We start from the raw sequence: 13,262 nt of genomic DNA on the forward strand, positions 1-13,262 counted from the left end.
ATACCCCTTTCCAGCCACTCACCTGCGGTTTCTCTCTCCCCCGCTCCTCCCGCTCCTCCCGCTCTCCCCGCTCTCCCCGCTCCCCCGACTCCGCCCTACTCCGTCCACTCCGCCTGCAGCACCAACAACGCCAGGTCGTCCTCCGGCGGCTTGCTGCCGAACTCGTGCACGAGCCGCCGGATCCGTTCCGCGACGAGCTCCGCGCTCAGCCCCGTACAGCCCGCGAGGGCCTCCGCGAGCCCTTCGTCGTCATCGAACTGACGGGGCCCGCTACGGCGCTCCGTCACCCCGTCGGTGACACACAGGACGGTGTCACCGGGGTACAGGTCGAAGGTCTCGGAGACGTAGGTCGCGTCCTCGAAGACCCCGAGGAGGGTCTGCGGCTCGGCCACTTCCCGTACGTCGCCGTCCGGGCCGAGGATCAGCGGCAGCGGATGCCCGGCGGAGGCGAGGGTGCAGCGTACGCCGCCCTCGAAGGGCACCAGCTCGCCGTACAGCATGGAGAGGAAACGGGTCTGCGGACCCTCGTCGGGGCCGAGACCCGGCCCGCCCGCCGCCACCAGCGCACGGGCCGCCGCGTCCGCCGCCTCCGTCGCGTCGTCGAGGAGGAGCTGGTTGAGGCGGTCGAGGACGTCCGCGACGTGGTACCCCTCGCGGGCCAGCAGTCGCACCCAGGGCCGGGCGAGGCCGATCACGACGGCGGCCTCGGGGCCCTTGCCCTGGACGTCGCCGAGGACGAAGCACCAGCGTCCGTCGCCCGCGGGGAACAGGTCGTAGAAGTCACCGCTGGGTCCGCCCTTGTCGAGCGGCTCGTACACGAGGGCGCTGCGCACCCCGGGGATCTCGGCGACCGCTCCGGGCAGCAGGCCGCGCTGGAGGACCCGGCTGATGGTGGCCTGGCGCGCGTACTGGCGGGCCGCGCCGATGGCGAGGGCGATCCGCCGGCTGAGGTCCTCGACGAGCCCGGTGATCTCGTCGGGGAAGGCGGTCAGTCCGGCCCGGCCGATGACGAGGGTGCCGAGCGGCCGGCCGCCGGCGATCAGCCGGTACGCGAGCGCCGCCCCGCTCACCCCGCCCACGCCACCCGCCTGACCCTGCCCCTGTCCGTGCCCCTGCCCTGTATCTAACGCCTCCCCCGGCCCCAACGCCTCCCCCGGCCAGGGCACCGACACCGCCCGGGACCGCACCGAGTCCGGCAACCGCGGCGGATCCTTCTCCAGGGCCCGCCGCAGCTCCTCGATCCGGTTCTCACTGCCGTGCCAGACGCGGGCGAGCCGGGGTCCCAGGGCCAGCCCGAGCCCACCCGCCCGGTCGGTGGCCTCGTCCTCCAGCCATACGGCACACCAGTCGGCGAGCCGCGGCACGAGGAGCTGCCCGGCGAGCGCTGCGACGAGGTCCTCGTCGAGCTGCCCGGCGAGCAGGTCGGAGGCCTCGGCGAGGAAGGAGAGAGCGCCGCGGTTGAGCCAGTCGCCGTCCTGTCGCGGGCCTTGCCGCGGTCCGGCAGCGAACGTCCCGCCGACCGGCCCCGCCTCTCCGACCAGTCCCGTCTCTCCAGCCACTCCCGTCCCGCCCGGCAGTCCGATTCCCCCAGGCAGTCCCGTCCCGCCCGGCAGTCCGATTCCCCCCGGCAGTCCCGTTCCGCCCGGCAGTCCGATTCCGTCGACCAACCCCGAACCGGCGGACAGTCCCATGGCGTCCGTCATTCCCGGCCCGACACCCAATCCCCCATCGGCACCGAACCCACCACCCACGCTCAGCCCACGCTCAACGCCCAACCCGCCACCAACACCCAACCCACCTTCAACACTCAGCCCACCTTCAACACCCAACTCACCCTCGACACCCAACCCACCCTGAGGACCCAGCCCCTCCTCGACACCCAGCCCGCCGTCCACAGGCAGCCGCGCCCACACGGTCTTGACCCCGGTCCGATACGTGATCCCCCACGCCTCCGACAGGGAGGCGACCAACCGCAGCCCCCGCCCGTACTCCGGTGTGCCGTAAGCCCGTTCGGCCGACTCCTCGCGTACCGCCCGCGAGGGATGGTGGTCGGAGACCTCGACGACCACCGCGCCCACCGCGCCGCCGTCGGTGATCTCCAGCCGGCACAGCAGCTCGACGTCGGTGCCCGCGTGCACGACGGCGTTGGTGACGAGTTCGCTGACGACCAGGACGGCGTCCTCGGCGAGGCGCTCGCGGACGATCTCGGCGCCGGGCAGGGCCAGTTCCCCCCAGTCGGCGAGCGTCTCGCGCACCATGCGGCGGGCGGCGCCGGGCGCGAGCGGGGTGCCCGGCAGCGCGGCGCGCGCCATGGCTTCCTGACCCACGCGGTAGTGCGCGGGCGTACCAGGGGCGAGCGCCATGGAGTCCGGTTGCGACTCCCGTTGCGTCGGAATGGCCCCCACTGTGCGGCTCCCTGAGCAGTTCGGACGAATACGCCTCAGGCGACACGGACAGAGTGACAGACTGGCCACGCCCATAAGCACCGAGTTACCGAAGTGGGCCGCCATGAGTGAGAACAGTGCTACGCGTGTGCTCGAAGACGGACAGATTCGGGCATTCGACGACGGCCGGATCCCGGCCTCCGATCTGCGTCCGCTGCTCGCCGCGATGACCGCCGCGCGGGACGGTGACTTCTCCAAGGTGCCGGAGACGGGGTACGGCCTGGTGGCCGACCTGAGCGCGGCGTTCAACCAGATCATCGACCGCAGCACCCACTTCAACACGGAAGTGCAGCGGGTACGACGGGAGCTGGTCCGGCACGGACGGCTCGACGAGCGGCTGTCGGCGAGCCCGGGCCAGGGCAGTTGGACGACCCGCGTCAATGACGTGAACCAGTTGCTCGACGCCCTGGTGGCGCCCGCCGCGAACGCGACGCGCGTCCTGGACGCGGTGGCCGGCGGCGACCTCACGCAGCGGGTGGACCTGCACGACGGCAACCGTCAACTCAGGGGTGATCTCCGGAGGTTGGGGCGTGCCGTCAACAAGATGGTCGATCAACTCTCCCTCTTCACGGGCGAGGTGACCCGGGTCGCGCGCGAGGTCGGCACCGAAGGCCGTCTCGGTGGGCGGGCCAAGGTGCAGGGACTGTCGGGCAGTTGGCGCGATGTGACCGAGGCGGTCAACACGATGGCGTCCCGGCTGACGGCCCAGGTCCGTGACATCGCCCTGGTGACCACGGCGGTGGCGCGCGGCGACCTGACGCGTACGGTGACCGTCGAGGCGACCGGTGAGCTGCTCGAACTGAAGCTCACCGTGAACACGATGGTCGACCAGCTGTCCGCCTTCGCCGACGAGGTCACGCGCGTCGCCCGCGAGGTCGGCACCGAAGGGCAACTGGGTGGACGCGCCCAGGTCAGAGGCGTCTCGGGGGTCTGGAAGGACCTCACCGACAACGTCAACTTCATGGCCTCGAACCTGACGTCCCAGGTCCGCAACATCGCCCAGGTCACGACGGCCGTGGCCAACGGCGACCTCAGCCAGAAGATCACGGTGGACGCGAAGGGCGAGATCCTCGAACTCAAGTCGACCATCAACACCATGGTCGACCAGCTGTCCGCCTTCGCCGACGAGGTCACGCGCGTCGCCCGCGAGGTCGGCACCGAAGGCAACCTCGGCGGGCGGGCCCAGGTCAGAGGCGTCTCCGGTGTCTGGAAGGACCTCACCGACAACGTCAACTTCATGGCGGACAACCTGACCTCGCAGGTCCGCAACATCGCCCTCGTCTCCACGGCCGTCGCGCAGGGCGACCTCGGCAAGAAGATCACGGTCGAGGCGAAGGGCGAGATCCTCGAACTCAAGTCGACCATCAACACCATGGTCGACCAGCTCTCCGCCTTCGCCGACGAGGTCACGCGCGTCGCCCGCGAGGTCGGCACCGAAGGCAACCTCGGCGGCCAGGCCCAGGTCAGGGGCGTCTCCGGCGTCTGGAAGGACCTGACGGACAACGTCAACTTCATGGCCCTGAACCTGACCTCCCAGGTCCGCAACATCGCCCAGGTGACGACGGCCGTCGCGAACGGCGACCTGTCGAAGAAGATCACCGTCGACGCCCGTGGCGAGATCCTCGAACTGAAGGACACCGTCAACACGATGGTGGAGCAGCTGCGCGCCTTCGCCGACGAGGTGACCCGGGTGGCCCGCGAGGTCGGCACCGACGGGCGACTCGGCGGACGGGCCCAGGTTCTCGGCGTCTCCGGCGTCTGGCGGGATCTGACCGACAACGTCAACTACATGGCCGACAACCTCACTTCGCAGGTGCGGAACATCGCGCAGGTCGCGACGGCCGTGGCGCAGGGCGACCTGTCGAAGAAGATCGACGTGGACGCCCGCGGCGAGATCCTCGAACTGAAGACGACCATCAACACGATGGTCGATACGCTCTCCTCCTTCTCCTCCGAGGTGACCCGGGTGGCCCGCGAGGTGGGTTCGGAGGGTCAACTCGGCGGTCAGGCACGGGTCGAGGGCGTGTACGGCACCTGGAAGCGCCTCACGACCAACGTCAACGAACTCGCCTCCAACCTCACCACCCAGGTCCGCGCGATCGCCGAGGTGGCCTCCGCGGTGGCACAGGGCGACATGTCCCGCTCCATCACCGTGGAGACGCAGGGGGAGGTCGCCGAGCTGAAGGACAACATCAACCTGATGGTGGCCAACCTCCGCGAGACGACCCGCGCGAAGGACTGGCTGGAGTCGAACCTCGCCCGCCTCGCCGCGCTGATGCAGGGCCACCGCGACCTGATGGAGGTCGCCGACCTGATCCTGCGCGAGCTGACCCCGCTGGTGAACGCGCAGTACGGCGCCTTCTTCCTGGCCGACCCGGAGGAGGACGGGGCCTCCCTCCACACCGCCGTCCCCGCCAAGGGACTCGCCTTCATCGCCGGATACGGCTCGGCGCAGGGCGCCACGGTCGACACGGGCGGCATGCCGGTGCACGGCCTGGTCCGGCAGGCGGCCCGCGAGAAGAAGCGGATCCTCGTCGAGGAGGCCCCGCCGGACTACATCAAGATCAACAGCGGTCTGGGGGAAGCCGCCCCCGCCAGCGTCGTCATCATCCCGATCCTCTTCGAGGACAAACTCCTCGGTGTGATCGAGCTCGCCTCCTTCTCCCGCTTCTCCGACGTCCATCTGGCCTTCTTCGACCAGTTCGTGAACACCATCGGCGTGGCCATCAACACGATCATCGCCAACTCCCGTACGGAGTCCCTGCTCGGCGAGTCCCAGCGCCTCGCCATCCAGCTCCAGGACCGCTCGGACGAACTCCAGTCGCAGCAGGCGGAGCTGCAACGCTCGAACGCCGAACTGGAGGAGAAGGCGGCGCTCTTGGCGACGAGTTCGCAGTACAAGTCGGAGTTCCTGGCGAACATGTCGCACGAGCTGCGCACCCCGCTGAACTCGCTGCTCATCCTGGCCCGGCTGCTGTCGGACAACCCGGACGGCCATCTCTCCGACCAGGAGGTGCAGTTCGCGACGACGATCCACCGCTCGGGATCGGACCTCCTCCAGCTCATCAACGACATCCTCGACCTGTCGAAGATCGAGGCGGGCCGTATGGACGTACGCCCGAAGAAGCTCCCCCTGATCAAACTCCTCGACTACGTCCACGCCACGTTCCGGCCGCTCACCCTCGACCGGGGTCTCGCCTTCGAGGTGACGGTCGGGGAGGACGTACCGCGGGAGATGTACTCGGACGAGCAGCGGCTCCAGCAGATCCTGCGCAACCTGCTCTCCAACGCGATCAAGTTCACCGCGACCGGCCGGGTCGAACTGCGCGTCAACCGCCTCAAGGACCCCGACCACGCCTTCACCCGGGAGAACAGCGACGACGTGATCGCCTTCGCCGTCTCCGACACCGGCATCGGGATCGCCGCGGAGAAGCTCCCGGTGATCTTCGAGGCGTTCCAGCAGGCCGACGGCACCACCAACCGCAAGTACGGCGGCACCGGCCTCGGCCTGTCCATCAGCCGGGAGATCGCCGGACTGCTCGGCGGCCGCATCATCGCGGAGAGCGCCCCCGGCAAGGGCTCCACCTTCACGCTGTACGTCCCTGTCATCAGCCCCGGCCACACGGCGACCGGCGCCGCCCCGGAAGACCTCCGGCCGCTCGTGCCCGAGCAGCTGTCCACCGAGCCGTACACCTCCCACGACACCGACGACTCCTGGCCCACCCCCACCAAGCTGGAGGCGTGGAAGGCCGGCCGGGCGGGTCAGGTCCTGCCGGGGCGACGGGTGCTGATCGTGGACGACGACATCCGCAACGTCTTCGCGCTCACCCATGTCCTGGGCCGCGTCGGCATGCCCGTCCTGTACGCGGAGAACGGCCGCGAGGGCATCGAGACCCTGGAGCGCAACCCCGACGTGGAACTCGTCCTGATGGACATCATGATGCCGGAGATGGACGGCTACGAGACGATCTCCGCCATCCGCCGCACCCCCCGCTGGACGGGCCTGCCGATCGTCGCGCTCACCGCGAAGGCGATGCCGGGAGACCGCGAGAAGTCCATCGCGCGCGGTGCCAACGACTACGTACCCAAACCGGTGGACGTCGATCAGCTGCTCACGGTCGTCTGCGCCCTCCTCGACCCGGAGAGCGCGCACGACGCGGAGCAGGACGACTCCGAAGAATCCGTTGTTCCGGGGCCGAGCACATCGTCCGAGGAGGCCGCGGCCCCGCCGACGACCGAATGAGGACAGTCACCATGAGCGCTGAGGAAACGACCTACGAGCGCGCCAGCATCCTCCTGGTCGACGACATGGAGGACAACCTGATCGCGCTGGAGGCCGTCCTGGGGTCCCTCAACGAGCCGCTCGTACGTGCGCGTTCGGGCGAGGAGGCGATGAAGGCGCTGCTCAGGCAACGCTTCGCCGTCGTCCTCCTCGACATCCGCATGCCCGGCATGGACGGCTTCGAGACAGCCGCCAACATCAAGCGGCTCGACCAGACCAAGGACGTCCCGATCATCTTCCTGACCGGCACCGACGCCGACGCCGGCTACGCCTTCCGCGGCTACGCGACCGGCGCCGCCGACTACCTGACCAAGCCCTTCGACCCCTGGGTCCTGCGCGCCAAGGTCACGGTCTTCCTGGACCTCCACCGCAAGAACCAGCAGCTGGAACGCCTGCTGACCCAGGAACACACCCACGCGGCCCAGATCAGCACGCGGCTCGCGGCCTTGGAGAAGCACTTGTCGTCCGAGGACCCCCCGGACCTTTCCGACCTACGGAGGCAGGTCCGAGAACTGCAGAGCCTGGTAGCGGGGCTGAGCGGCAACCGCGCCCTTTAGGGGCGCGGGGCCGCGACATATGCGGCTCCGCCGCGTGGGCGCGACCAGCCCCCACCCTCCGCAGCCGAAAGACAACCTCACGCTTCCCTGGAGCCCGCGTACATCTCCTCAATGAGTCCCTTGTACTCCCGCTCCACCACCGGCCGCTTCAACTTCAGACTCGGCGTGATCTCCCCGTGCTCCACATCAAGATCCCGCGGCAGCAACCGGAACTTCTTGATGGTCTGCCACCGCTGGAGCCCCTCGTTGAGTTCCTTGACGTACCCCTCGACGAGGGCGACCGTGGCCGGGGCCGCGACGACCTCGGCGTACGACTTGCCCTCCAGTCCGTTCTCCTTCGCCCACTCCAGGATGGACGGTTCGTCCAGGGCGATGAGGGCGGTGCAGAAGTTCCGGTCGGCGCCGTGCACGAGGATGTTGGAGACGTACGGACAGACGGCCTTGAACTGGCCCTCGACCTCGGCGGGCGCGATGTACTTGCCGCCCGAGGTCTTGATGAGGTCCTTCTTGCGGTCGGTGATCCGGAGGTACCCGTCGGGCGACAGCTCGCCGATGTCGCCGGTGTGGAACCAGCCGTCGGACTCGAGGACCTCGGCGGTCTTCTCGGGCAGCCCGTGGTAGCCCTCCATGATGCCGGGGCTGCGCAGCAGGATCTCGCCGTCGTCCGCGATGCGCACCTCCGTGCCGGGCAGCGGCTTGCCGACCGTGCCGGTGCGGTACGCCTCGCCGGGGTTCACGAAGGAGGCGGCGGAGGACTCCGTGAGGCCGTACCCCTCGAGGATGTGGATGCCGGCGCCCGCGAAGAAGTAGCCGATCTCGGGGGCGAGCGCGGCGGAGCCGGAGACGCAGGCGCGCAGCCGGCCGCCGAAGGCCTCGCGGATCTTGGCGAAGACGAGCGCGTCCGCGACCTTGTGCTTGGCGCCCAGCCCGAAGGGCACGGCGGCGGTGCCGGTGCGGCGGAAGCTGTCCTGGCTGGCCTTCGCGTACTCGCGGGAGACCCCGGCGGCCCACTGGAAGATCTTGTACTTGGCGCCGCCGCCGGCCCGCGCCTTGGCCGCGACCCCGTTGTAGACCTTCTCGAAGATGCGCGGGACGGCCGCCATGTACGTCGGCTGCACGATCGGCAGATTCTCGATGATCTTGTCGACGCGGCCGTCGACGGCGGTGACGTGCCCGACCTCGATCTGGCCGGAGGTGAGCACCTTGCCGAAGACGTGGGCGAGCGGCAGCCACAGGTACTGCACGTCGTCGGGACCGAGCAGCCCGGTCGAGGCGATGGCCTTCGCCATGTACGACCAGTTGTCGTGCGGGAGGCGCACGCCCTTGGGGCGGCCGGTGGTACCGGAGGTGTAGATGAGGGTGGCAAGCTGGTCGGCGGTGATCGCGCCGACGCGCTCCTTGATCAGCTCGGGGTTCTTCTCCAGGTACGCGGCACCGCGCGTCTCCAGTTCGGCGAGGGTGAGCACCCCGTCGCCGGTCTCGACGCCCGCCGGGTCGATGACGACGATGTGGCCGAGTTCGGGCAGCTCGGCGCGCTTCTCCCGGGCCTTGGTGAGCTGGGCCGCGTTCTCCGCGATCAGGACCTTGCTGTCGGAGTCGGAGAGGATGAACGCCGACTCTTCTGCATTCGTCTGCGGGTAGATCGTCGTCGTGGCCGCGCCCGCGCACAGGATGCCGAGGTCGACGAGGATCCACTCGACCCGGGTGGAGGAGGCGAGCGCGACGCGCTGCTCCGGCCGTACGCCCAGTTCGATCAGTCCGGCCGCGATGGCGTAGACCCGCTCGGCGGCCTGCGCCCAGCTCAGCGACTTCCACTCGTCCGGGCCCTCACCTGAAGCAGGGGGGACCGGATAGCGGTAGGCCTCGGCGTTGGGCGTGGCTGCCACGCGCTCCAGGAAGAGGGCCGCCACGGACGGCGGACGGTTCTCGATCAGGGTCTGTGTGTCGCTCACGACATCCTCCGGGGCCCGCGACAGTGCGTGCGTCTGGCTCGACCGACTGCTGACTGTTGCTGTGCGGCTGGCTGGTTCGGCTGTTGTTTAACTCGCGAGTAACCATCGAGCAGAGATCAGAGTAAGGCGCGTCCGGCCAGTGCGTAAGGGGCGGCGGCCTGTCACTTCCTACAGAGAGCGACCCTACGCACGCGTACGGGCTCGCCGCGCCGAGGCGCGACGAGCCCGCATTGTGCCCGAGTTTCCGGGGGTAACAGGTGGCTACTTCTTGCCCTTCGCCGAACCGCCGCTGTCGTCGCTGGACAGCACGGCGATGAAGGCCTCTTGCGGAACCTCCACAGAGCCCACCATCTTCATCCGCTTCTTGCCTTCCTTCTGCTTCTCCAGCAGCTTCCGCTTACGGGAGATGTCACCGCCGTAGCACTTGGCGAGGACGTCCTTGCGGATGGCGCGGATGGTCTCGCGCGCGATGACGCGCGACCCGATGGCGGCCTGGATGGGCACCTCGAAGGCCTGCCTCGGGATCAGCTCGCGCAGCTTCGCGACGAGCCGCACCCCGTACGCGTACGCCGCATCCTTGTGGGTGATCGCCGAGAAGGCGTCCACCTTGTCGCCGTGCAGCAGGATGTCGACCTTGACCAGGCTGGAGGTCTGCTCACCGGTGGGCTCGTAGTCGAGCGAGGCGTAACCCCGGGTCTTCGACTTCAACTGGTCGAAGAAGTCGAAGACGATCTCGGCGAGCGGCAGCGTGTACCGGATCTCGACCCGGTCCTCGGACAGGTAGTCCATGCCGAGCAGGGTGCCGCGCCGGGTCTGACAGAGCTCCATGATCGAGCCGATGAACTCGGAGGGCGCGAGGATCGTGGCGCGCACGACGGGCTCGTACACCTCGTCGATCTTGCCCTCGGGGAACTCGCTCGGGTTGGTGACGATGTGCTCGCTGCGGTCCTCCATGACGACCCGGTAGACCACGTTCGGCGCGGTCGCGATCAGGTCGAGCCCGAACTCGCGCTCGAGCCGCTCACGGATCACGTCGAGGTGCAGCAGCCCGAGGAAACCGACGCGGAAACCGAAGCCGAGCGCGGCGGAGGTCTCCGGCTCGTAGACGAGCGCGGCATCGTTGAGCTGCAGCTTGTCGAGCGCGTCGCGCAGCTCGGGGTAGTCGGACCCGTCCAGCGGATAGAGCCCGGAGAAGACCATGGGCTTGGGGTCCTTGTACCCGCCGAGCGCCTCGGTCGCCCCCTTGTTGAGGGTGGTGATGGTGTCACCGACCTTGGACTGCCGGACGTCCTTCACACCGGTGATGATGTAGCCCACCTCACCGACGCCCAGCCCGTCGGCCGGCGTCATCTCGGGGGACGAGACGCCGATCTCCAACAGCTCATGGGTCGCTCCGGTGGACATCATCCGGATCCGCTCACGCTTGTTGAGCTGCCCGTCGATGACACGCACATACGTCACGACGCCGCGGTAGGAGTCGTAGACGGAGTCGAAGATCATCGCGCGAGCGGGGGCGTCCTGGACGCCGATCGGGGCGGGGATCTCGGCGACCACCTTGTCGAGCAGGGCCTCGACACCCAGCCCCGTCTTGGCGGAGACCTTCAGCACGTCATCGGGGTCACAGCCGATGAGGTTGGCGAGCTCCTCCGAGAACTTCTCCGGCTGGGCGGCCGGCAGGTCGATCTTGTTGAGTACGGGGATGATCTTGAGGTCGTTCTCCATCGCCAGGTAGAGGTTGGCGAGGGTCTGCGCCTCGATGCCCTGGGCGGCGTCGACGAGGAGGACGGTCCCCTCGCAAGCGGCCAGCGACCGGGACACCTCGTACGTGAAGTCCACGTGCCCGGGGGTGTCGATCATGTTGAGGATGTGGGTGTTGCCCGGATCCTCCGTCGGGGCCCAGGGCAGCCGGACCGCCTGGGACTTGATCGTGATGCCGCGCTCGCGCTCGATGTCCATGCGGTCGAGGTACTGAGCACGCATCTGCCGCTGCTCGACCACCCCGGTCAGCTGGAGCATGCGGTCGGCGAGCGTGGACTTGCCGTGGTCGATGTGCGCGATGATGCAGAAATTGCGGATCAGAGCCGGGGCGGTACGGCTCGGCTCGGGCACATTGTTAGGGGTCGCGGGCACGCAGGGTCCTGTCTCTTGAGGCGCCTGTCGCCTCGGGTCGGATCGATACGTAGGCTCCATGGTCCCACGGGTGGGGAGCTGCGACCGGTTTGGGCCGGTCGTGCGGCTACTGGTAGCCTGGGTGGCTGTGTCTCGTGCCCTCTCTGCAGGAGGCACACCCCAAGGAAATCAAACGGCGAGTGAGACGTGCTGTCTCGCGCGCCTGAACCTGTAAAGGCTCATTCGTGGCGAACATCAAGTCCCAGATCAAGCGGATCAAGACCAACGAGAAGGCTCGACTGCGCAACAAGTCGGTCAAGTCCTCCCTGAAGACCGCGATCCGCAAGGCCCGCGAGGCTGCTGCCGCGGGTGACGTCGAGAAGGCCACCGAGTACACGCGCGCTGCGTCGCGCCAGCTCGACAAGGCCGTCTCGAAGGGCGTCATCCACAAGAACCAGGCCGCCAACAAGAAGTCGGCGCTTGCTTCGAAGGTCTCTTCCCTCAAGGGCTGAGTCGGCTGGGCCCCATCGGGCTCAACCCCTGACTTGACCGCCGGAAAGGACCCAGCGGGCCCTCTCTTCCGCTCCTGACCGGCACCCCCGGACCCACGCGCGGCCTGCGTTCGCCACGCGGGCGTGGATCCACCATCGTGATCCGAAGGCCCCGTTCCCCTCCTTCCCCAGGAGACGGACGGGGCCTTTGGCATGGGTCCCGCCAGGGGCAGCCGGCAAATCAGGGCGAAGCCCCGCCTCAGGGGCGCGGGGAACCGCGCGAGCAACCCCCACCCACCCGCACCCGACAACCCCACCCGGGGGTCGGGGGGGCGGAGCCCCCTGAGATGGGACGGGCAGGGACGGCGGGGGCGAGAGAACTCGGGCTCAGCCCAGCCGGGCGTTACCCCCGTCGAGACCGAGCCGCCCGAGCAATCGCCACGACCGCCTTCTCCAGCGCGTACTCGGGATCATCTCCCCCGCCCTTGACCCCGGCATCGGCATCGGCGACCGCCCGCAGGGCAACCGCGACCCCGTCCGGCGTCCACCCCCGCATCTGCTGCCGCACCCGATCGATCTTCCACGGCGGCATCCCCAGCTCACGGGCAAGATCGGCCGGCCGACCCCCGCGCGCGGAGGACAGCTTCCCGATCGCCCGCACCCCCTGAGCCAACGCACTGGTGATCAAGACGGGCGCGACCCCGGTCGACAAAGACCACCGCAACGCCTCCAACGCCTCCGCGGCCCGCCCCTCCACGGCCCGGTCGGCCACGGTGAAGCTCGACGCCTCGGCCCGCCCGGTGTAGTACCGCCCGACAATGGCCTCGTCGATCGTCCCCTCGACATCCGCGGTCAGCTGCGACACCGCGGACGCCAGCTCCCGCAGATCACTCCCGATCGAGTCGACCAGCGCCTGGCACGCCTCGGGCGTGGCCGATCTCCCGAGCGCCCGGAACTCGCTCCGCACGAACGCCAGCCGGTCCGCGGGCTTCGTCATCTTGGGGCACGCGACCTCCCGCGCCCCCACCTTGCGCGCGGCGTCGAGGAGCCCCTTGCCCTTGGCCCCACCGGCGTGCAGCAGCACGAGGGTGATCTCCTCGGCCGGCGCGTCCAGGTACGCCTTCACGTCCTTGACCGTGTCGGCCGACAGATCCTGCGCATTGCGCACGACCACGACCTTGCGCTCGGAGAAGAGCGAGGGACTCGTCAGCTCGGCCAGCGTGCCGGGCTGCAGCTGGTCCGGAGTGAGGTCCCGTACGTCCGTGTCGGCGTCGGCGGCCCTGGCGGCGGCCACCACCTCCTGCACGGCACGGTCGAGCAGGAGGTCCTCCTGGCCCACGGCAAGTGTGACGGGGGCGAGAGGGTCGTCTTGAGCGGTCTTCTTGGCCATCACCGAAAGCATCCCACGCGCCACTGACAACGCGCCC

At 69.1% G+C, this 13,262-nt stretch carries 7 protein-coding genes; 3 read left to right on the forward strand and 4 right to left on the reverse strand.

Going from position 1 to position 13,262, the window contains the following annotated elements; translation table 11 throughout:
* Positions 1-95: 95 nt before the first annotated feature.
* Positions 96-2,405, reverse strand: a complete 2,310-nt coding sequence (locus FNV62_RS19200; protein WP_144315446.1) for an ATP-binding SpoIIE family protein phosphatase — start codon at positions 2,403-2,405, stop codon at positions 96-98.
* A 205-nt stretch (positions 2,406-2,610) separates the two neighbouring features.
* On the opposite strand from FNV62_RS19200, the gene FNV62_RS19205 reads away from it, so the two are divergent.
* Both FNV62_RS19205 and FNV62_RS19210 read left to right on the forward strand, forming a co-directional pair.
* The gene (locus FNV62_RS19205; protein ID WP_054231977.1) at positions 2,611-6,687 is read left to right on the forward strand and encodes a HAMP domain-containing protein; all 4,077 of its coding nucleotides are present in this window, start codon (positions 2,611-2,613) and stop codon (positions 6,685-6,687) included.
* A gap of 11 nt (positions 6,688-6,698) precedes the next feature.
* Positions 6,699-7,283 carry a two-component system response regulator gene (locus FNV62_RS19210; protein ID WP_143601606.1) on the forward strand — a complete coding sequence of 195 codons (585 nt, stop codon included), beginning with the start codon at positions 6,699-6,701 and terminating at the stop codon, positions 7,281-7,283.
* Between the two features lie 77 nt (positions 7,284-7,360).
* On the opposite strand, the gene FNV62_RS19215 is transcribed toward FNV62_RS19210, so the two are convergent.
* Both FNV62_RS19215 and lepA read right to left on the reverse strand, forming a co-directional pair.
* Entirely contained in the window at positions 7,361-9,235 is a 1,875-nt protein-coding gene (locus FNV62_RS19215; protein WP_097284686.1) for an AMP-dependent synthetase/ligase, read from the reverse strand.
* Positions 9,236-9,496: 261 nt separating this feature from the next.
* A complete protein-coding gene (gene lepA / locus FNV62_RS19220) occupies positions 9,497-11,365 on the reverse strand; it encodes a translation elongation factor 4 (protein WP_054231952.1) in 1,869 nt (622 codons plus the stop codon).
* Positions 11,366-11,589: 224 nt separating this feature from the next.
* Between lepA and rpsT the strand changes: the two genes are divergently transcribed.
* The gene (rpsT, locus tag FNV62_RS19225; RefSeq protein ID WP_054231951.1) at positions 11,590-11,856 is read left to right on the forward strand and encodes a 30S ribosomal protein S20; all 267 of its coding nucleotides are present in this window, start codon (positions 11,590-11,592) and stop codon (positions 11,854-11,856) included.
* A 382-nt stretch (positions 11,857-12,238) separates the two neighbouring features.
* Here rpsT and holA read toward each other — a convergent pair whose 3' ends face one another.
* The gene (gene holA / locus FNV62_RS19230; protein WP_179858166.1) at positions 12,239-13,225 is read right to left on the reverse strand and encodes a DNA polymerase III subunit delta; all 987 of its coding nucleotides are present in this window, start codon (positions 13,223-13,225) and stop codon (positions 12,239-12,241) included.
* Between the last annotated feature and the right edge of the window lie 37 nt (positions 13,226-13,262).

The organism is Streptomyces sp. RLB3-17 (assembly GCF_007113425.2).
GTDB lineage: Bacteria > Actinomycetota > Actinomycetes > Streptomycetales > Streptomycetaceae > Streptomyces > Streptomyces mirabilis_D.

Excerpts from the sequence above, each read along its gene's own strand:
- FNV62_RS19210 (WP_143601606.1), top strand. The coding sequence starts at position 6,699 with ATGAGCGCTGAGGAAACGACCTACGAGCGCGCCAGCATCCTCCTGGTC.
- FNV62_RS19205 (WP_054231977.1), top strand. The coding sequence starts at position 2,611 with ATGACCGCCGCGCGGGACGGTGACTTCTCCAAGGTGCCGGAGACGGGG.
- holA (WP_179858166.1), bottom strand. The coding sequence starts at position 13,225 with ATGGCCAAGAAGACCGCTCAAGACGACCCTCTCGCCCCCGTCACACTT.